The following is a 19,034-nucleotide window of genomic DNA, read 5'->3' as shown; positions in this document are numbered from 1 at the left end:
GGCGCGGCGGCCGCCGCGCCCCGGCCCCTTTATTCCTCCCCCGCCATCCGGTACGCGCCGTTCTCGACCCGTTCCAGCAGGGCACGGGTCCATTCGGACCGGCTGCGTGCGGTATGCAACCACAACCCGATGACATCACCGACCGGTCCCCACGTCGCGAGATCGGCATCCGGCGGCAGGTGCGCGGTGATCCCGGCCTCCCATTCCTCCATCGTCGCGGCCCGCCGGCGCAGCAGTTCGACGGCCTCGGCGCGGGGCAGATCCTCGATCAGCCCGACGGCCGCGGCCAGCAGATCCATTCGCGGATCACGACTCGACAGCGCCTCGCGGAGCAGGTCCAGATAGGCCCGCTCTCCCGCCTCGGTGAGTTCGTACTCGATCCGCGGCGGCCCGCCCGCCGCGCTCGGCGCCGTATCGTGCTCGCGGAGCAGGCCGTGACCGGCCGCGGATTTCAGGGCGTGATACACCGAACCCGAAGTGGCGCTGGACCATTCGTGCGCGCCCCAGGACTCGAGATCGGCACGGACCTGATATCCGTGGGCGCGCCCCCGCCGCCGGACCGCGCCGAGCGCGAGCAGCCGGACCGCCGTCATACCCTCAGACCCCCACGGCCGCGGCGGTATTCACCCACCAGAGTGTGCCGAACGGATCGACGAACCCGCCCAGCCGGCTACCGTCGGCCCCCTCGGCGACCTCCTGCGCGGGCAGGGCGCCCGCGTCGATCGCCCGCGCGAAGACGCTGTCGGCGTCGGGCACGGTCGCCCACAGCTGCACATGCACCGGTTCCGACGGGGAGGTCAGGCAGCGCTGCCCGTGTTCGCCCGAATCGGCGAAGAAGAGTTCGCTGTCACCGATCCGCGCCCGGGCATGGATCACCCGGGCCGGATCCTCGGGCAGCGTCACCACATCGGTGATCTCGGCGCCGAAGGCACGCTCCAGGAACACCCGGTAATCGTTCGCGCGGTCGACCATGACATACGGAGAAATCGAAGACATCTTCCCACCTCGTTGCAGCGGACGAATGCTAGCCAAATTTGGCTAGCTGCGGCCAGCTTAACGCTTCTAGCCAAATTTGGCTAGCGCACGATCCGGCCCCGTTCGCGCACAGCGAACCCAAGCGCCTCACCAGCGGAGTAATCTTGTAATCAAGTAATCGCGACACGCGAGAAGGTGAGTCCCATGAGGCACGGACATCGAGGACGAGGATTCGGCAGATCGGGCGGGTGGCAACAGGCCGATCTACCCGAGACCGCGGACGTACCGGATTGGTTCGCGGGGCGGCTACCGGACGAATGGTTCACCGGCGCACCCACGATCGAGATCGACCGCGACGAGATCGTGGTCATCGGCGAACTGCCGTTACCCGGCCCCGACACGGCCACCGGCGGTGAAACGGCGGCGGAATCCGGCCCGGAGAAGACGGACACCACCCACCGGGTCCCGGATGCCACCAAAGAGGGCGCGATCGCCCGATTCCGCGAATCCACCCGCCCCGCCCGGATGCAGATCGCCGACGAGGCCCAGCGCCGCTACGGGCGCAGTGTGGCGTGGGGCGTTTCGATCGACGGTGAACGGGTGCTGTTCACCCATCTGGCGGTACCGGTGATGACCCGGTTGCGTCAGCCGGAACGCAAGGTTCTCGACACTCTCGTCGACGCCGGGGTCGCCCGGTCCCGTGCCGACGCGCTGGCCTGGACGGTGAAACTGGCCGGCGAGCACACCGACGCCTGGCTGGAGGAGCTACGAGGCGCGATGCGCAAGGTCGACGATCTGCGAGCCCAGGGGCCGCAGGGACTGTGAATCACGGCCGGCCCGCGGGGAAATCCGCGGGCCGGTGGCCCGGATCGACCGGGCGAACGAGTTCACGCCGTGTGCTGTGCGATCTGAATGAGGTTGCCGCAGGTGTCGTCGAGAACGGCGGTGGTCACCGGGCCGTGATCCACCGGAGGCTGCGTGAAGAGCACACCCGCCGCCTGCAACCGCTCGTATTCGGCGCGCACATCGTCGACCGCGAAGGATGTGAACGGGATACCGTCGGCCACCAGCGCACTCTTCAGGGGTTTGGCGGCGGGATGGGCGTCGGGTTCCAGGAGCAATTCGACACCGTCGGGGTTCTCCGGGGATACGACGGTCAGCCAGCGGTATTCGCCGGCCGGGACGTCGGTCTTCGGCACGAAGCCGAGTTTCTCGGTATAGAACGCGAGCGCCCGGGCCTGGTCGTCGACCCATACGCTCGTCAGATTGATCCGCATCTCTACTCCTTCAGCCAGCGATCGGTGAGATTCCGCAACGGTTCCCGGTTCAAGTGATGGAATTTGTAGCGACCTGCACGGGTCGCGGTCACCAGGCCCGCGGCCGCCAGGACCTCCAGATGTTGCGAGATGGCCTGCCTGGAGGAGGACAGCCGATGGCGCATGGTCAACCGGCCGCACAGTTCGAACAGCGTCTGCCCGTCCCGTTCGGCGAGTTCGTCGAGGATCACCCGGCGGGTGGGATCGGCGAGCGCCTTGAAGACCCCGCCGGAGTCGGTGCCGTCGCTCACCCACCCACCATAGGCAAGTCGTGACTTGCATGTCAACGGCAGGGCCCGATCACTCAGTCCAGATGCGCCGACAGCAGCCAGGCCGGTACCGACTTACGGCCGCCCGGCTCGTCACGCAGGCCTTCGAAGCGCACTCCGGGAGCGCCCGCGGGGGCGTCGAGCGCATCGGGCATATTGCCGTGGATACGCGCCGGCGCGATCTCGTCCACCGTCCAGAACGGCGAGACCGCGTCGCGCAACTCCTCGGCGGTGACCGGCGCGGGGCCCGGTCCGCAGATATCGGGCAGCGCGGCGCGGTCGAAAACCAGGGCGAAATACGATGCCCCCGCGGCGGCGGCACGGCGAATGGACCGCAGGTAGCCCTCCCGCCCCTGGGGCGGAATCGAATGGAACAGCGTGCTGTCGACGATGGTGCCGAACCGGCCGTCGTAACCGGTGAACGCGGTGATATCCGCGACCTCGAACGTCGCCGAGTCCAGGCCGCGCCGACCGGCCTCGGCCCGGGCCGAGGCGATGGCGGTCGGTGCGAGATCCAGCCCCACGGTGGTGAAACCGCGTTCGGCGAGATACAGCGAGATCGCCCCCTCGCCACAGCCCGCGTCGAGGATCTCGCCGTGGAACCGGCCCTGCTCGATCAGCGCGGCGAGTTCCGGCTGGGGTTCGCCGATACTCCACGGCGGCGCGGCGCCCGCACCCAGCGGGCCCGCACCGCGATAGACGGCTTCGAATTCGAAATCCTCCGGTGTGCTCATCCTTCACGAGTATCAGCCGGCACCTCGCGAGTACATGTAACCGCCCACTCCGGCTGCCCGGGTCGGGCCCCACGAACCCCGGGACGACAATGGAGACGCCCTCGAACGCGCTTTTCTCCTACTGAGCGGAAGGTCGTGGCGCCGTCCGGCCGCGGCGAACCCATGCTGGTTGCCCGAGCGGGCCCGACGGGTCCGGAAACCGAGAGCAGGAGCATCGCCCCATGACCGATCTTGCGCGCTACGACGGCCGCCGTGTCCTCGTCACCGGAGGTGGCTCCGGAATCGGTCAGGCCAGCGTTCTGCGGATATTGCGGGAAGGCGGCCGAGTCGTCGCCGCGGATATCAGCGAGGCCGGTCTGCGGGACACCGCGGCCAAGGCCGATACCGACCGGTTGAGCACCCTGGTCATGGATATCGGCGACGAATCGTCGGTCCGGGACGGCGTCGCCGAAACGGTCACCCGGCTCGGCGGGCTCGACACCCTCGTGAACGCGGCGGGCATTCTGCGTTCGGCCCATCTGGAACAGACGACGCTGGCCGATTTCGAGCACGTCCTGCGGATCAACCTCGTGGGCACCTTCCTGGTGATCCGCGAAGCCGTCGCGGCCCTGCGGGCGGGCGTCGCCCCCGCGGTGGTGAACTTCAGTTCGACCTCGGCGGCCTACGCGCATCCCTACATGTCGGCCTACGCGGCGTCCAAAGGCGGTATCCAGGCGATGACCCACGCGCTGGCGATGGAGTTCGGCAAGCAGGGTATCCGCTTCAACTCCGTCCAGCCCGGGTCGATCTCCTCGGGCATGACCGACGGTACCGGCGAGGCACGGCAGAGCATCGGACCCGGCCTGCCCGAGGACGCCGACTTCTCGATGTTCGCCCGGATCGCGCCCGCGCTGCCGCTGGACGACGGCGCGATCTTCGCCGGCCCGGATTCGGTGGCCTCGGTGGTGGCGATGCTGGGCTCCCCCGACGCCTATTTCGTCACCGGCACCGAGATCCGCATCGACGGCGGCTCACATATGTGAACGGGGATCCGGCCGCGATCCGCCTTGGCTCGTGACGAAATCCGATATCAGGTCCGCCAATTCGATGGGCCGGTCGCCCTGTACCGAGTGACCGGCGCCGTCGACGACCACCACCCGCGCCGCGGGTCGCCGGCGCAGCAGTTCCGCGATATCGGCGTCGTCCACGACCGGTGAACGCGCACCCCGGACCATGAGTATCGGCGCGGGCACCGCGGATACGTCGTCCCACAGCGCGGACAGATCCAGCGACCCGTCGGCCGTCGGGCGGATACGGTCGTAGCGCCAGATCCAGCGGCCGTCCTCGCGGCGGCGCGCATTGTGCAGGATTCCGCGACGCAGCGACGACACCGATCTGCCCGGGTTGTGGTCGACGGTGCGCCGCAGGATTTCGTCGAAGCTCCCGAAGTCCGCCGGACCGCCGACGAACGCGGCGATTGCCGCCGTTTTGGCCGGATCGTCGCCGGTGCCCGGGGTCACATCGACGACGATCAGGCGGCGCACCAGATCGGGGTAGCGGGCGGCCAGCCGGATCGCGGTCAGCCCACCGAGTGACATCCCGACCACGGCGGCGGCGCGAGGCGCCGCCGCCGTCACCGCCGTGGCGACCGCGTCGGCGAGCCGCTGCGGCGTGTACAGGTGGTCCGGCAACCAGTCCGAATGCCCGTGCCCCGGCAGATCCAGGGCGACCAGCGGCCGGTCGAGGGCCAGTGCCACGGTGTCCCAGGTATGCGCGTTCTGCGCGCCGCCGTGCAGCAACACCAGTTCGGGTTCACCGTCGCCCCAGCGCAGACCGCTGATCCGGCGGCCGTTCCCGATATCGATCCCGATCCGTCGCACCGCGGGCGGGCCGTTCCAGGGCAGCCCGGCCTCGGCGGCGTTCTCAGCGAACAATCCGAACTCGTCATAGTCCGACATGACCGGAGTATGGGCCAGACCGCCGGCGGGCGCACCCGGAGCCGGAATCCGGGTGACGCCTCTACCGCGCCGGCGGACCGGCCCGGACCGGCGCGTCTAGGCTCGTGCCCATGCCCGTCCCACCGTTCACCGCCACCAGGCTGCGGCCGTTCGCCTCCACCGTGTTCGCCGAGATGACCGAACTCGCGGTCCGGCACGAGGCGGTCAACCTCGGTCAGGGCTTCCCGGACAGCGACGGTCCGGCGGGCATGCTCGAGGTGGCACGGGAGGCGATCGCCGGTGGCCTGAACCAGTACCCGCCGGGACGCGGTATGCCCGTCCTGCGCCGGGCGATCGCCGCGGATCGCGAGCGCCGGTACGGCACGTCCTACGATCCCGATACCGAGGTGCTGGTCACGGTGGGTGCCACCGAGGCGCTGAGCGCGGCGGTGCTCGGGCTGGTGGAGCCGGGCTCGGAAGTGGTGCTGATCGAACCCTTCTACGACTCCTATCCGGCGGCCGTGGCATTGGCCGGAGCGCACCGGCGCACCGCGCGCCTGGTTCCCGACGGCGACCGTTTCGTTCTCGACCACGACAGCCTGCGCGCCGCCGTCACCGCGCGGACCCGCATGCTGATCCTGAACTCACCGCACAACCCGACCGGTACGGTGCTGGACAAGGCGGATCTGACCGCCGTCGCCGAGATCGCCCGCGAGCACGATCTCCTGGTGGTGACCGACGAGGTGTACGAACACCTGGTCTACGACGACACCGAGCATATCGGTATCGCGACGCTGCCCGGAATGGCGGAACGAACCCTCGTGGTGTCCAGCGCCGCCAAGACGTTCAGTGTCACCGGCTGGAAGATCGGCTGGATCTGCGGACCCGCCGAGCTGATCGCCGGTGTGCTGGCCGCCAAACAGTTCCTCACCTTCGTCGGCGGCGGGCCCTTCCAGCCCGCCGTCGCGCACGCGCTGACCTACGAGATGGAATGGGTCGCGCGGCTGCGGACCCGGTTGTCCGGCGAACGGCTGCGGCTGTCGGCCGCGCTGGCGGACACCGGTTTCGGCGTCCATCCGAGCTCGGGCAGTTACTTCTTCTGCGCGGATATCCGCCCTCTCGGCGCGACCGACGGGTTGCGGTTCTGCCGGGAGCTGCCCGGCACCCTGGGTGTGGCGGCGGTACCGATGAGTGTGTTCACCGACGATGCCGGTCCGTGGCGGCATCTGGTGCGGTTTACCTTCTGCAAGCGGCCCGAGACCCTCGACGAAGCGGTGCGCCGGTTGCGGTCCGCCGAATTCCGCTGATCCGGCACTCACAGCAGTTCGACCTCACCGGCCAGCCAGCGCCCGTCCACCTCGTACATGGTCATGATGATGCGATTGCGGTCGATCCGGGGCACCGCGGTGGTGGTGTTGCCGACCTCGGCGTCCACGAACAGCATGACCACGACCCGGTCCCGCGACGCGGACCGAATACTGGCCGCGGTGACCGTGCCCCGGCTGACCGATCGCGCCTCCACCAGCAGCGGGCGCAGATTCTGCGCCGACTCCGCGTACATCTTCTTGAACTCACCGGTGGCACCGGCGTCGATGGCCGCGAAATCGGCGTCGATACGGGAGGCGTCGATACTGGTCAGGGTCACGGCGTAGTGCTCGGCCGCGGCGAGCGCGGCCTGCGCGGCCTCGTCGACGGCACGCCGGTCGAGCCACTGCAGACCCAGTACCGCCGACAGCGCCGAGGTGAGTACCAGCGCGACGGCGACCGCACCGGCCGACAGGCGGTTGCGCAGCCGGTGGCTCGATCGCGGCGGTCCGGGCGAATCCGTCTGCGCGGCGGCCGCCTCGGTCACCCGGGTAGCGGTGGTCGATCGGGTCATCGAGGTCTCCTCATCGGGCCGGCACGTACGCCGGCGCGCCGCCGTACGGGGTGGGAATCGACAGGGGACCCACCGGCGTCGGATCCGCGGTCTGCAGCGGATCCGCTCCGGGTGGGGGCGCCAGGGTGTCGGCACCGGGCGGCCGGGGGGCGTTTCGCGCACCGCGCGGCAACAGCGCCGGGTCGGGGTCGACGCAGTCGGCGTGCAGATAGGGTTCGGGGAAATCGGGCACCGTACCGGGCCGGCGCGGGACGGGGTAGTCGCACTGGCGACGCGGATAGATGCTCACCAGCGCCCAGACATGTCCGTCGTGGAAGACCGAGGTGATCGCGTCCAGCGCCGATCCCGCGCGTTGCCGCGGGAAGAAGAATTCGTTGAACGCGGGCACCCGCACCTGTGTCATCTGCGCCACGGTGGTCAGATTCCCCAGCAGCTGCACCATCGTCGGCGAGTTCCGTTCGAAGAGGGTGTCCACGGCCGCGAGGGTCTGCGGGGTGCGGCCGACGAGCCGGGTGAATCCCGCGCTCATCCGGTCGGCCCCGCCCAGCGTCGTGGCCAGGTCGGCGGCGGTATCGCGCAGGCCGGCTTCGGAATCGGCGAGGGTGGTGAGCACGACCTTGCTGTTGCGCAGGAGCGCCACCGTTTCGGGCAGCATCCCGTCGAGAGTGGCGATCATGAACATGCCGCCGTCGACGATATCGGCGAGTTTGCCCGGGCCGGCCGGCCCCACCCCGAGTTCCCGGCCGATGGCCGCGAGCCGGTCGGGATCCACCTGTGCCAGTGTGCCGCTGAGACTTTCCAGCATCCGCGACAGCGGGACCGGGGCGGCGGTGCGGTCGGCGGTCACCGTATCGCCGGCGGCCAGGAAGGGGCCGGCGTCGCCGGCGGGCAGGAAATCCAGATACTGTTCGCCCGCCGCCGACAGCGCGGCCGTCCGCACCGTCCCCGAGGCCGGGATACGCGTGGCTCCGTCGATCGCGGCGACCGCCACCACCTTGTCCCCCGCGACGTCCACGGAGACGACCCGCCCGATCCGGGCGCCGCGCAGGGTGACGTCCTGGCCAGGTAGCAGACCGCCCGATTCCGCCAGTTCCACCCGCACCCGGTACGGATCGGCGAAGGGATCGATCTCGAGCGCCCCCGTCATCAGATAGCCGCCGCCGGTCAGGAATATCAGCAGCAGCCCGAGAAACGACGCCGGCGTCCGGTGCCGGTGCACTGCCCGTACCGAGCCGACCAGCAGCCGGGCCGGGCCCTCGAGCGGGCCGCGGGCGGGCCCGGTCACCGCGGCGCTCCGTGCACTCGTCCGCCCAGCCGTCGGAGCATGTATTCCAGGGAGTCCACGAACGCGTGCCAGTCGGTGATATCGGGCGGCCGGGCGCCGGGGTCGCCGGGGAAGTTCGGATCCGGGACCGCGCCCAGGGCGAGCTGAGCGATATCGGCGCGCACATTCGCCGACGACGCGGTCGTCACCTTCAGCACGATCGGCAGGACACTGTTGAGGGTCGCCAGATCGGCTTCGGGGTTGAGGGCGGCGGCGTTCATTCCGGCCGCCAGCGCGTCGATATCGGCGATCATGCTGCCGTTGTTGGTGCCCTGTATCGAGGGGAACCGCGCGAGCTGCACCGAGATCGCGTTCACCCGGTCCACCAGATCCAGGAGTCCGCCGATATTGTCGCCGACCACGCCCAGCGCGGGCCCCGCCGCGGCCACCGCGTCCCCGATCACCGGCCGCTGCGCGGCCACGGTCGCGCTCAACGCGGCCGTATCGGCGAGGACGGCGTGGATCCGGCCGGACCGCCCGGCGAGGGTGGTGAGCAGTTCCCGGGTTCTGGTGAGCAGCGCGGCGAGCCGGTCTCCCCGGCCGTCGGTGTACTCGCCCAGCGCCGCGATGACCTGGGTGAGGTTCTCGATGGCGCCGCCGCCGACCAGCAGCGAGGCCCGGCTCAGCACCTCCTCGATGGTGGCCGCGGCCGAGGTCGACTCGATGGGTATCGCGGCACCGTCACCGAGGTGGGCTCCGTCCGGTGGCGGGTCCTTCGGCGGTTTCAGCGCCACGAACACATCTCCCATCGGTGTCGCCGAACGCAATTCGGCGCCGGTCCCCACCGGCAATCGCACGTCATGGCGAATCCGCAGGTGCACCACGGCGGTGTAGTCCCGGGCCGCCATCGATTCCACCTGCCCGATATCGGCTCCGTCGAGTTTGACCTTCGCCTTGGTCGGCAGGTTGAGCGCGTTGGCGAAGGTCACGGTCAGCGAGTAGGAGCCGTCACCCAGGCCCGGCGCGGGTAGTGGGAGCCGGTCCAGGCCGACCGCGCATCCGCTGATCATCAGGGTGGTCGCCGCGGCGAACAATGCCGCGGCCCGGCCGATTCGCAGGCTTCGGATCATCGGTGGTTCGCCTCCGCCAGTGCTTGCAGGATCATGGTCAGCCCGAAATCCGGGCCCATATCGCGCATGGTTCCGGTATCGCAGCCGAGGCTGGTGAGATGCAGCAGATTGCAGACCTCCTTCACCATCTGGCCGTCCAGCAGGAACCGGTTCACGTCCACGGTGGCGCGCACCGCGCCGATGTTCTGGTCGATCGCGTGATAGGTGTTATCGGTGACCAGCGGGAACACATCCAGGAATTCGGCGATATTGCGCTGGTAGTCCGATAGTGCGGCGGTGACGGTCGCGGAATTGCCCGCCAGCGAGGCCAGGGCGTCCTGGTTCCGTTCCAGCAGCAGCGTGACCGCGTCGATGATCCGGTTCAGCCGGGCTCCGGTGTCACCGGTGCCCAATCCCTCGCCGGCCAGCAGATCGGCCAGCTGATGGACTCCCGCACCGAATTCCCGCAGTGTGCCGTCGTTGCGCGCGGCCGTCGCGGTGAGTTCGTCGAGATCGGACACCACGGCGGTGACCGCGGCCCGGGTGGCCGCTCCCCCGTCGTCGCCGAGCCGCAGCGCGGCCGCGAGATCACCCAGCGCGGCCCGCATCCGGTCGCCGTTGCCCGCGGTGACCGCGGTACCCAGCCCCATCAGATCCGCGACCGGCCCGCCGCCCTTCCCGTCGCCGCCGAGCGCTGTCGTCAGCTTCTCGACCATCGCGAGCAGGCTGTCGAATTCCACCGGCGTCGCGGTCCGGTCGAGACCGAGGACGGCCCGCTGCGGTAACTCGGGGCCGCCCCGATAGGCCGGTGTCAGTTCGATCCGGCGATCGGTGAGCACGGAATCGGATACCGCCACCGCCTTCACCCCGGCCGGCAGCGGTATCGATCCGTCGACCCGCAGTTCGATATCGACCCCGGAGCCCAGCGGTTCGACCCCGACGATCTCACCGACCCGCATTCCGAGTACCGATACGGCGTTACCCTCGAACAACCCGTTGGCATTGGTGAAACGCGCGGTGATCACCGTATCGCCGGGACCCGCCGGGCCGCCCGAACAACCGGCCGCAACCGCGGCGGCGATCACCGCGATGACGAGGGCGATACGGCGGGCGAGGCGGTTCATCGGCAGTCCTCCCGGTACGGCGCCCTTCCCACTTCCACGGCTCGGGCGCTCAACGCGCACATGAACGCGTCCACGAACGCACCGTCGGGAGCGTTCGCGGCCAGTTCCATGCCGGTACCGGTCGCGTTGGCGAACAATCGCCACGGCACCGGCAGGATCTGCAGGAGGTTGCGGAGCAGATCGTCGTGGCGGGCGATCATCCCCGACATCTCGTTCAGATCGTCCAGCAGGGCCTGGATCTCGGCGCTGTCACCGACCACCATCGGCTCCAGTTGCCGCACCAGGGTCGTCACCGCGTCGAGCAGTCCACGCAGGGCCGCCTGCCTGGCGGCCAGTTCCTGCAGCACGGTCCGGCCCTCTCCGACCAGTGCCGCCAGATCGCTCTGCTGACCGCGCAGCACCGTGGTCACCTGTTCGGTGCTGGTGAGCAGGATGCCGATCTGGTCGCGCCGCTGCGCGATCACCGCCGACAGTGCCTGTACATCGTCGAGAATCCGCGGTACCAGCGGTGGCAGGCCGTGCAACTGCTCCGACAGCGTGGTCATCGATTCGGCGATCCGGCCGGCGTCCACCGCGGCGAAGGTCCGGGTCGCGTCCTGCAGTGCGGTCTCCAGGCTGTAGGGGACCTCGGTCTGCGCCAGGGGAATCGCCCGCCCGGGTAACGAGCCCTCGCCGTTGGAGCGGAGTTCGATATAGCGCGACCCCAGCATCGTGGTCAGTTTGATCGCGGCCCGGGTATCCGCGCCCAGTCGCAGATCCCGATCGATCTTCATGGTGACGACGACATGATCGCCGGCCAGCCGGGTGCCCGAGACCGAACCGACCGGAACCCCGGCGTAGGTGACGGCGTCGCCGGGTCCGATACCCGCGGCCTGCGCGAAATCGGCCCGATAGGTGGACTTCCCGAGTTGGAGCGAATTCACGAACACGGTCGCGGTCAACAGCGCCGCGGCGACGCAGACGGCCAGGATCCCGAGCCGCAGGGGGCTGCGTATTCGTGGCGGACGCGGGAGCCGGACAGGCATTCTCATCACCTCACCTGCACATCGCGGAGTGTTCGACCTGCCCGCCCGGCGAGGCGAGCGCGAGTATCTGATCCACCAGCGGATCCACGCCGGGCAGAATGCCGAATCCGATATCGCAGACGTAGGCGTTCAGATAGGCACCGTGGTCGGTGATCCGGGCCAGCGATTTCATCAGCAGTGGCAGATTGAAACCCAGATACGCGAACTGTTCCTTGTTCTGGATGAAATGCCGGGCGAAGCCGGGTTGCCGCTCGATGAAGCTGTCCAGCGACGGGGCCGCCCCCGCCACCACCCGCGCGGCACGATCGAGGACCACCGCGATCCGGTCGGTCTGGGCGAAAAGGGTGTCACGCCGGGCCGACAGACCGTCGAAGATCCGGCGGGCCTGCACAAGTGTGGTGCCCAGCCCGCTGCTCTGCCGGGCCAGGTCGGAGACCACGGCGCTCAGATTGTCGATCACCGATCCGAGGATTTCGTCGGGCCCGGCGAAGGACTGCGCGAGCCGGGCGGTTTCGGCGATCAGCGCCGGGATGGCACCGTCCTCACCCTGCAACGCGCGGATCAGCGCCCCGGTGAGATTGTCCACGTCCTGGGGATCGAGGAGGGTGAACAGCGGTTGGAACCCGTTGAGCAGGCCGGAGAGATCGAACGACGGTTCGGTGTGCTCGACCGGTATCCGCGACCCCGGTTCGAGCAGGCCCGGATCACCGAAATCGGCGAGCGACAGTCCCAGATAACGTTGACCGATCACATTCTGGTAGGTGACCGAGACCAGCGTATTCCCGTACACCGAATGCTCTGCCGCGATATCGAAGGTGACCACCGCATGGGTCCCCTCGATCCCGACCGCTTCCACCCGACCCACCTGGACCCCTGCCATCCGGACGTCGTCACCGACCCGCAGCCCCGAGACGTCGGTGAACTCCGCGGAATAGGTGTTCGCCGGTCCGGGCACACCGCGCTGCAGCGTCGTGTAGACCATCCAGGTCAGGACCATCGACACCACCAGGAACAGCGAGAGCCCGATCGCGGGCCGATGCCTGTTCACCGCGGACCTCCGTTCCCGGCGGGGCCGGCCGGTGTGACGTGGACGTCGTTGCCGCGTAGCAGCGAACCCAGTAGCAGCTGCGAGAGCGGGTCGGGTGGCCGGCCCAGAATCGCGGCGATCCGGTCCCGTTCGGCGAGGCCGCCGGTCATCCCGTCCACGGTGGCCGCCGGTACCGCCGCGCCGGGGCCGGGCAGTACGGCCGGGCCCTCGGGTGCGGTGCCGCAGCTCGCGCCGGCCAGTTCGCCGTAACGCGGGCAGTCGGCGCGGGAGTACTGCTTGTGCGGGGTGAGCTCGAGAATGATCTTCCCGGTGGCGCTCTGGGTCGCCGGATCCCAGAACTCGGTGGCGAACCGGTGCGACAGCCGCCGCTGCGAGGTGGTCATCTGCACGAAATTCGGACTACCCCGGGCCAGGACGTCGAGGACAGGTGCCATCCGCGCGGTGATATCGGTGAGGGTGCCCGTCTGGTTCTCCAGCGCCGTCGCCACCCGGGTGGAGGTGGTCAGCCCACCCGACAGCAGATCGGCGAAGGCGGTGCGCTGTTGGGCGAGGGTCTGCATCGGTCCGATCGCCGAGTGCACCGCGTTCAGCAGATCCGGCGCGGAACCGCGCAGTCCCGCGAGGGCGGCGGCCAGTGCGTCCAGGGTCGATCCGGTCCCGTCCGCGGCCGTGACCTCGTCGAGGGCGGCCACGATACGTTCGAGTTGCGCCGCGGCCCGCAGCATCTCCTCGCCGCGACCGCTGGTGGCCGCCCGGATCGTCTCCAGGATTCCGACCGTGGGGTCGGCCGGGGAACGCCCGGCCGCCGCGGCGATCGTACTCAAGGCGGTGAGCGAGGTCTGCAATCGCACGGTGTCGAGGCTGCGGTCCTGGGGAATCTCCGCACCGTCGCCCAGCGCGGGCGCGGGCCCGTTGTCGACCAGTTGCACCGACGGCACCGCGAACACATTGCTCGGCACCACCCGGGCGGTGACCGTCGCCGGTATGCCCGCGGCGTGCCGGGGTTTCAGATCGATGCGGACCCGGCTGGTTCCCGTCCCGGTCAGATCGATCCCGGTGACCGTGCCCACCAGCACACCCCGGTATTTGACATCCGATTTCACCGGGAGGCCGTCGCCGATATCGGTCATCGTCGCCGTCACGCCCACGGCGTCCTCGAAGGACCCCTGCGACCGCGCGATACCGGCCGACACCGCCGCCGCGACCACCACCGCGAACCCGATACCGCGCAGTAGCAGCTTCCAGGTGGTGAGGTTGCGATCGTCTGCCTCGAATGCGGTCGTCATGGTCTACCCGCTTATCCTCGAACCCGAATCGAAACCCCAGAACACCAGCGTCAGCAGCAGATTCACCGAGATCATCACGGTGATACTCGCCCGCATGGCCCGCCCGGCCGAAACCCCCACACCCTGCGGGCCGCCGGTGGCGTAATAGCCGTAGTAGCACTGGATGGTGGTGGTGATGACCACGAAGACAAGGGCTTTCACCAGCGAATACAGCACATCGGTGCCGCTGAGCACCAGGGTGAAGTAGTGCTGATAGGTGCCGGTCGAATCGCCGCCGGACAACCGGACGAACAGATCGACCGCCAGGTAGTCGGCCGCCAGCGCGGCCAGATAGAGCGGGACCACCGCGATCATGGAGGCCAGCAGCCGCGTCGAGACGAGATAGGGAATCGGCCGGATGGCCACCGAGTGCAGTGCGTCGATCTCCTCCCCGATCCGCATGGCGCCCAGTTGCGCGGTGAACCGGCAGCCGGCCTGGGAGGCGAAGGCTATCGAGGCCATGATCGGGGCCAGCTCGCGGGTGGCGGCGGTGGCCGCGATCATCCCGGTGGCCGGTTCCATGCCCAGCAGCTTCAGCGCGCTGTAGCCCTCGATACCGACGATGGCCCCCGCGGCCGCGCCGAGCACGATGATCACCCCGGCCGTGCCGCCGCCCACCACCAATGAGCCGTTGCCCCAGGTGACATCGGAGAGGATGCGCAGCGATTCCCGGCTGTAGTGCCGGATCGCCAGCGGTATCGAGACGACGGCCCGGACGAAGAACGTGATCATATGCCCGAGCCCGGTGAACATCCGCAGCGGACCGCGGCCCACCGCGATCACCGCCCGCGTACCCGGGTACCGGTAGGGCGCGGCCATTACAGCGTCGTCCGCGGGAACAGGATCGTGTACATCTCGGTGAATCCGACGTTTACGACCATGAGCAGGATCATCGACGCCACCACGGCGGCGTTAACGGAATTCGCCACTCCGCCCGGCCCGCCCTTGGTCGCCAGCCCCTTCTCACAGGCGACAACTGTGACGATCATGCCGAATACGACCGCTTTGACCATGGCGAGATACAGATCGCTCGCGGTGGCGAACGAGGAGAACGTCGCCATGAAGCTGCCGGGTGTGCCGTCCTGGGCGTAGACGTTGAACAGATAGCCGGCGAGGAAACCGATGAAGCAGCTGAGACCGGTCAGCGCCACCGCGACCACGATGCCCGCGGCCATGCGCGGAACCACCAGCCGGCGCAGCACCGAAACGCCCATCACCTCCAGGGCGGCGATCTCGTCGCGGATGGTCCGCGCGCCGAGATCCGCGCAGATCGCCGATCCGACGGCCGCCGCCATCAGGATCGCCGTGACCATCGGGGCGGATTGCCGGATCACCGCCAGTCCGCTGGCGGCGCCGGCCAGCGAGGCCGCACCCATCTGACCGGCGAGCAATCCGAACTGGATGGACAGCGTGGCACTCACCGGGAGTGCGACGGCCACCGTCGGAATCCAGGACGTGCGGACCATGAAGGCCGCCTGATCGACGAATTCCCCGGCCGGGAACCGGCCACGGACGAGGTCCTGCCCCAGGTAGCGCAGCGCCTGCGCCCCCATCAGCAATTGTCTTCCGAGGGTTTCCAATGCGGCGACGGGATGCCGGTCCCGATAGCCGCGAAACCATGCGGCGATTTCTTCGGTGGCCGAGGGGGTGGGTTCGGCACCCTCGACCGTATGGATTCTCTTCACGAAACTCCTCGCACCGTGCGACCGGTGATCGAGTACCGCCCCGGTGGGCGGATCGTTCAGCGCTCGGGGTCAACCACATCGTGGAGTAGAACAAATATTAGGTTTCCAGCGGTCGGAGCGCAACGCCCCGGAGTCGGAAACGCGGATGGGCCGATTCGAGCGCGGGAACCGATCGGCGGGATCGCCGGCGGTGGACGGCGAATATCATCGCCACCCCCTCTGTTTCGGGTCGGAGCATGAGCCGACACTCCACGCACGGCGCGGCAGGACCCGGTACGGCCCGCCGGGGCCGGAACCCTCGGCCGGTCATCCACTCCGCGTGCGAAGCATTCCAGGGGAGGCTAGCCGATCGACCACCCGCGTACTAGTCGATCGGCTAGAAAAAGTCTCCTGTGATCAGTTCGGGCGCTGCACCACGCCACGCAGGGTGGTGTCACGCACATGCAGCTGCGAAGCCCGGGTGCCCAGATCACGCACGATATTCTCCGGAAACCAGCCCAGGCCGATCACACAGCGTGCGAGCATTTCGTTCGACGGGCTGTCACCGCGGACCTCACCCGCCCGGATACCCTCGGAAAGCAACGTTTTCATCTGCCGGACGCGGGTGGAGAACAGCCATCCCGGGTTGGGACTGTCCGGCGGCGACTGCCGCATCCACGCCAGCTGGATCCGGAACTCGTCGCCGAAACGATCCAGGGCGTTGGTGTTGATCCAGCTCAGGGCATCGAGCTTCTCGATCACCGTCCCCTGCGACCGCAGCACGTTCGTCCAGCCCACGGCGACCTTCTCGCCGAAGGACCGCATGATGGTGGCCAGCAGTTCCTCCTTGGAACCGATCAGCCGGTACACGGTCCCGGTACCCATACCCGCGGCCGCGGCGATATCGCGCACCGTGGTGCTCTCGTACCCGCGGCGCCCGAATTCCGCCCGGGCGACCGCGCGGATCCGGGCCGCCTTGTCGCCGGGGTCGGCGCCGTCCTCGGCCCAGGACCGCACGACCTCGTCGGCGGCGCGGAACGCATCCGATCCGTCCAGCTCCGCGTCGGTGGGCGGCCGGGTTGCCAGGCCCTCCAGCAGAATCCGGCACAGCAGGACCGCCACGCGGTCCGGCGAGTTGTTGTGCCGGATCACGTCCAGGCCCACCTGCAGCATGGACTGGCAGATCCGGTCGGCCAGGACCGGCAGATCGATATCCGGGCGCAGATAGCCGCCCCATTTCGCCGCGCGCAGCGTCTGCAGCATGGCCTCGAGAATGGCCGTCGGCTGCCGGCGGGTCATGGCGATGAGTTCGGGATTGGCGCTGGGACCCTCGTAGAACGACATCTGCAGGGCGGCGCGATGGGCGACCGCGCAGCGCGCGATCGCGGCGCCGAGATCGGCCACCCGCTCGAACGCCGAGCGCGTATCGGGTCCGTTCAGCTTCTCTTGGGCGCGGGCCGCGACCTGATCCATATCGTCGTGATAGCGGCGCAGCAGTTCGACCAGAATCGCCTCTTTCGACGCGAAGTGGTGGTACAAACTCCCGGGAAGGATCCCGCACGCGTCGGCGATCTCCTGCAGCGAGGTACGCAGTCCGGATTCGGCGATCAGGGTGGCGGCGGTCCGCAGGATCTCGGTGCGGCGGGAGCCGTCCTCGTAGGAGTGACCGGTTCCGGCAGCGAGGGCCGGATTCGCCGAGCCTCCATCTCCCTGCTCGAGTGTCACCTGCGCACGCCCCACAACTCCTCCACCACACCGCCCGGTCGCAGCCGGAGACCGAACCGCACTCGAGTCGATCGGCCACGGCCGAGCCCGCGACCACCCGATATCCGGTAACCCAATATTTGTTCAAAGGTACCAGAAGGAGCCTGCACTACCCGGCCTCACACCTGGTGCGGGCCGCGATAAAGGCCGGGTCCACGCCGCCCGCCTCCGGCGGCCGCCGCTGCCGCCACCGGGACGGCGACTACGGCGCGGTCGTGGGCAGTTGCTGGGCCAGGTTCAGAACGGTGACGGTTTCGGTTCCGGTCTTCTTCAGCCGCTCGGAGGACCGGAATCCGAGATCCACATCACCGGCCCGGGCACGTAGCGCGCCCACGGTCACGTCCGCCTTGTTCAGATGCCGGAACATATCGAACGAATAGAGCCGCAGCGCGTTCTCGTGGGTGATCTTGTCCACCTCGGCGTCGGAGACACCGTCGAGATAGCCGGCCAGCGATTCCGGGGCCAGCGGCCAGGTCGAATCCGAATGCGGATAATCGCATTCCCACGCCACCATATCGAGGTTCAGCCTGCCCCGGTTCTCGACGCCGAACCCGTCGTCGATGAAGCACAGCGCGACGCGTTCGAGGAAGACCTCACTGGGCAGCCGGTCCCCGAAGTCCTGATGGGTCCAGGCCCGGTGCATCTTGTACACCCGGTCCACCCGCTCGAGAAAGTACGGCACCCAGCCGATCCCGCCCTCGGACAGGGCGAAGGTGAGATCCGGAAAACGCCGCAGCATGGGCGACCAGATGAGGTCGGCGGCGGCCTGCACGATACTCATGGGCTGCAGCGTGATCATGGTGTCGATCGGCGCGTCGATCGAGGTGATGACCACACTCGACGATGATCCGATATGCAGGTTGACCACGGTGTCCGTATCGCTACAGGCCTGCCAGAACGGATCCCAGTGCCGATCGTGCAGCGACGGATAGTTCAGTTTGGTGGGGTTCTCCGAGAAACTGACGGCGTGGCACCCCTTGGCCGCCACCCGGCGCACCTCCGCCGCCACCAGCTCCGGGTCCCAGATCGGGGGCAGTGCCTGCGGGATCATCCGGCCCGGATAGGCGCCACACCATTCGTCGATATGCCAATCGTTGTACGCCCGCAGCACCGCGAGGCCGAGATCCTTGTCCTGGGCGCGTGCGAAGTACTGACCGCAGAACTGGGGATAGGACGGGAAATTCATGGCCGCCGCCACCCCGTTGACGTCCATATCGCGGATCCGCTCGTGGATGTCGTAGCAGCCGTCGCGGATCTCACTGAGTTTCGTGGGCTCGGCGCCGTATTCGTCCGGCGGGCGGCCGGCGACGGCATTGAGCCCGACATTGGTGGCCTCCTGCCCCTCGAACACCCAGGCGTCGGTACCGTCGGCCCGCTGCACCAGTTTGGGCACATCGTCTTTGTATCTGGCCGGAATGTGGTTGTCGAACATATCCGGCGGTTCGACGAGGTGATCGTCGACCGAGACGAGTACGAAATCGTTCATATCCATACGGCGCTCCTTGGTCCTGACCGTCGTGTCGACCCCCGATCGGCCCGGTGACTGCCCGCGCGTCGACTACCGGTCGTCTCGCACTGTAGCTCCGGAACAGATATTTGGTCAACGCTTCCCGGCCATTGAC

The 19,034-nt window shown here is 68.6% G+C and carries 20 protein-coding genes; 3 read left to right on the top strand and 17 right to left on the bottom strand.

Annotated features, from left to right (window positions below; genetic code table 11):
• Nucleotides 1–29: 29 nt before the first annotated feature.
• Together ACWDU1_RS06965 and ACWDU1_RS06960 are read right to left on the bottom strand one after the other, a co-directional pair.
• Nucleotides 30–593 carry a PadR family transcriptional regulator gene (locus tag ACWDU1_RS06965; RefSeq protein ID WP_449996349.1) on the bottom strand — a complete coding sequence of 188 codons (564 nt, stop codon included), beginning with the start codon at nt 591–593 and terminating at the stop codon, nt 30–32.
• 4 nt (nt 594–597) lie between these two features.
• A complete protein-coding gene (locus ACWDU1_RS06960) occupies nt 598–996 on the bottom strand; it encodes a VOC family protein (protein WP_449996348.1) in 399 nt (132 codons plus the stop codon).
• Nucleotides 997–1,179: 183 nt separating this feature from the next.
• Here ACWDU1_RS06960 and ACWDU1_RS06955 point away from each other — a divergent pair, with 183 nt between their 5' ends.
• Complete coding sequence (locus tag ACWDU1_RS06955) at nt 1,180–1,800, top strand: hypothetical protein (protein ID WP_449996347.1); 621 nt, start codon at nt 1,180–1,182, stop codon at nt 1,798–1,800.
• A gap of 62 nt (nt 1,801–1,862) precedes the next feature.
• Here the strand turns inward: ACWDU1_RS06955 and ACWDU1_RS06950 are convergent, their stop codons facing one another.
• From ACWDU1_RS06950 to ACWDU1_RS06940, 3 genes are read right to left on the bottom strand one after another with little or no spacing between them, the layout of a single operon-like run.
• A complete protein-coding gene (locus ACWDU1_RS06950; RefSeq protein ID WP_449996346.1) occupies nt 1,863–2,252 on the bottom strand; it encodes a VOC family protein in 390 nt (129 codons plus the stop codon).
• Nucleotides 2,253–2,254: 2 nt separating this feature from the next.
• Nucleotides 2,255–2,542 carry an ArsR/SmtB family transcription factor gene (locus tag ACWDU1_RS06945; protein ID WP_449996345.1) on the bottom strand — a complete coding sequence of 96 codons (288 nt, stop codon included), beginning with the start codon at nt 2,540–2,542 and terminating at the stop codon, nt 2,255–2,257.
• A gap of 53 nt (nt 2,543–2,595) precedes the next feature.
• Nucleotides 2,596–3,294, bottom strand: coding sequence for a class I SAM-dependent methyltransferase (locus tag ACWDU1_RS06940; protein ID WP_449996344.1), 699 nt, complete (start codon nt 3,292–3,294; stop codon nt 2,596–2,598).
• Nucleotides 3,295–3,515: 221 nt separating this feature from the next.
• On the opposite strand from ACWDU1_RS06940, the gene ACWDU1_RS06935 reads away from it, so the two are divergent.
• The gene (locus ACWDU1_RS06935; protein WP_449996343.1) at nt 3,516–4,316 is read left to right on the top strand and encodes an SDR family NAD(P)-dependent oxidoreductase; all 801 of its coding nucleotides are present in this window, start codon (nt 3,516–3,518) and stop codon (nt 4,314–4,316) included.
• Here the strand turns inward: ACWDU1_RS06935 and ACWDU1_RS06930 are convergent.
• On the bottom strand, nt 4,305–5,231 hold the full coding sequence (locus ACWDU1_RS06930) for an alpha/beta fold hydrolase (protein WP_449996342.1): 927 nt from the start codon (nt 5,229–5,231) through the stop codon (nt 4,305–4,307). The genes ACWDU1_RS06935 and ACWDU1_RS06930 overlap by 12 nt on opposite strands.
• Nucleotides 5,232–5,341: 110 nt before the next feature.
• On the opposite strand from ACWDU1_RS06930, the gene ACWDU1_RS06925 reads away from it, so the two are divergent.
• Entirely contained in the window at nt 5,342–6,517 is a 1,176-nt protein-coding gene (locus tag ACWDU1_RS06925; RefSeq protein ID WP_449996341.1) for a pyridoxal phosphate-dependent aminotransferase, read from the top strand.
• A gap of 8 nt (nt 6,518–6,525) precedes the next feature.
• Here the strand turns inward: ACWDU1_RS06925 and ACWDU1_RS06920 are convergent, their stop codons facing one another.
• The 11 genes from ACWDU1_RS06920 to ACWDU1_RS06870 all read right to left on the bottom strand — a co-directional run bounded on the left by ACWDU1_RS06920 (nt 6,526) and on the right by ACWDU1_RS06870 (nt 18,904).
• Complete coding sequence (locus tag ACWDU1_RS06920; RefSeq protein WP_449996340.1) at nt 6,526–7,089, bottom strand: hypothetical protein; 564 nt, start codon at nt 7,087–7,089, stop codon at nt 6,526–6,528.
• 10 nt (nt 7,090–7,099) lie between these two features.
• Complete coding sequence (locus ACWDU1_RS06915; RefSeq protein ID WP_449996339.1) at nt 7,100–8,374, bottom strand: MlaD family protein; 1,275 nt, start codon at nt 8,372–8,374, stop codon at nt 7,100–7,102.
• Nucleotides 8,371–9,483 (bottom strand): MlaD family protein, encoded by a 1,113-nt coding sequence (locus tag ACWDU1_RS06910; protein WP_449996338.1) that lies wholly within the window; start codon nt 9,481–9,483, stop codon nt 8,371–8,373. The genes ACWDU1_RS06915 and ACWDU1_RS06910 overlap by 4 nt, the downstream gene beginning before the upstream one ends.
• Nucleotides 9,480–10,586, bottom strand: coding sequence for an MlaD family protein (locus ACWDU1_RS06905; RefSeq protein WP_449996337.1), 1,107 nt, complete (start codon nt 10,584–10,586; stop codon nt 9,480–9,482). The genes ACWDU1_RS06910 and ACWDU1_RS06905 overlap by 4 nt, the downstream gene beginning before the upstream one ends.
• Nucleotides 10,583–11,617, bottom strand: coding sequence for an MCE family protein (locus ACWDU1_RS06900; RefSeq protein WP_449996336.1), 1,035 nt, complete (start codon nt 11,615–11,617; stop codon nt 10,583–10,585). The genes ACWDU1_RS06905 and ACWDU1_RS06900 overlap by 4 nt, the downstream gene beginning before the upstream one ends.
• A 4-nt stretch (nt 11,618–11,621) precedes the next feature.
• A complete protein-coding gene (locus tag ACWDU1_RS06895; RefSeq protein ID WP_449996335.1) occupies nt 11,622–12,659 on the bottom strand; it encodes an MlaD family protein in 1,038 nt (345 codons plus the stop codon).
• The gene (locus ACWDU1_RS06890) at nt 12,656–13,945 is read right to left on the bottom strand and encodes an MlaD family protein (protein WP_449996334.1); all 1,290 of its coding nucleotides are present in this window, start codon (nt 13,943–13,945) and stop codon (nt 12,656–12,658) included. Before ACWDU1_RS06890 ends, ACWDU1_RS06895 begins: the two co-directional genes overlap by 4 nt.
• A 3-nt stretch (nt 13,946–13,948) precedes the next feature.
• Entirely contained in the window at nt 13,949–14,803 is an 855-nt protein-coding gene (locus ACWDU1_RS06885; RefSeq protein WP_449996333.1) for an MlaE family ABC transporter permease, read from the bottom strand.
• Nucleotides 14,803–15,660 carry an MlaE family ABC transporter permease gene (locus ACWDU1_RS06880; RefSeq protein WP_449996351.1) on the bottom strand — a complete coding sequence of 286 codons (858 nt, stop codon included), beginning with the start codon at nt 15,658–15,660 and terminating at the stop codon, nt 14,803–14,805. The genes ACWDU1_RS06885 and ACWDU1_RS06880 overlap by 1 nt, the downstream gene beginning before the upstream one ends.
• Nucleotides 15,661–16,065: 405 nt before the next feature.
• Nucleotides 16,066–17,280 carry a TetR/AcrR family transcriptional regulator gene (locus tag ACWDU1_RS06875; protein ID WP_449996350.1) on the bottom strand — a complete coding sequence of 405 codons (1,215 nt, stop codon included), beginning with the start codon at nt 17,278–17,280 and terminating at the stop codon, nt 16,066–16,068.
• 334 nt (nt 17,281–17,614) lie between these two features.
• Nucleotides 17,615–18,904 (bottom strand): amidohydrolase family protein, encoded by a 1,290-nt coding sequence (locus ACWDU1_RS06870; protein ID WP_449996332.1) that lies wholly within the window; start codon nt 18,902–18,904, stop codon nt 17,615–17,617.
• Nucleotides 18,905–19,034 lie beyond the last annotated feature (130 nt).

It is taken from the genome of Nocardia sp. NPDC003345 (assembly GCF_053589395.1).
The sequence above is the reverse complement of the archived record's forward strand: the minus strand, read 5'-3'. Positions and strand labels throughout refer to the sequence as shown.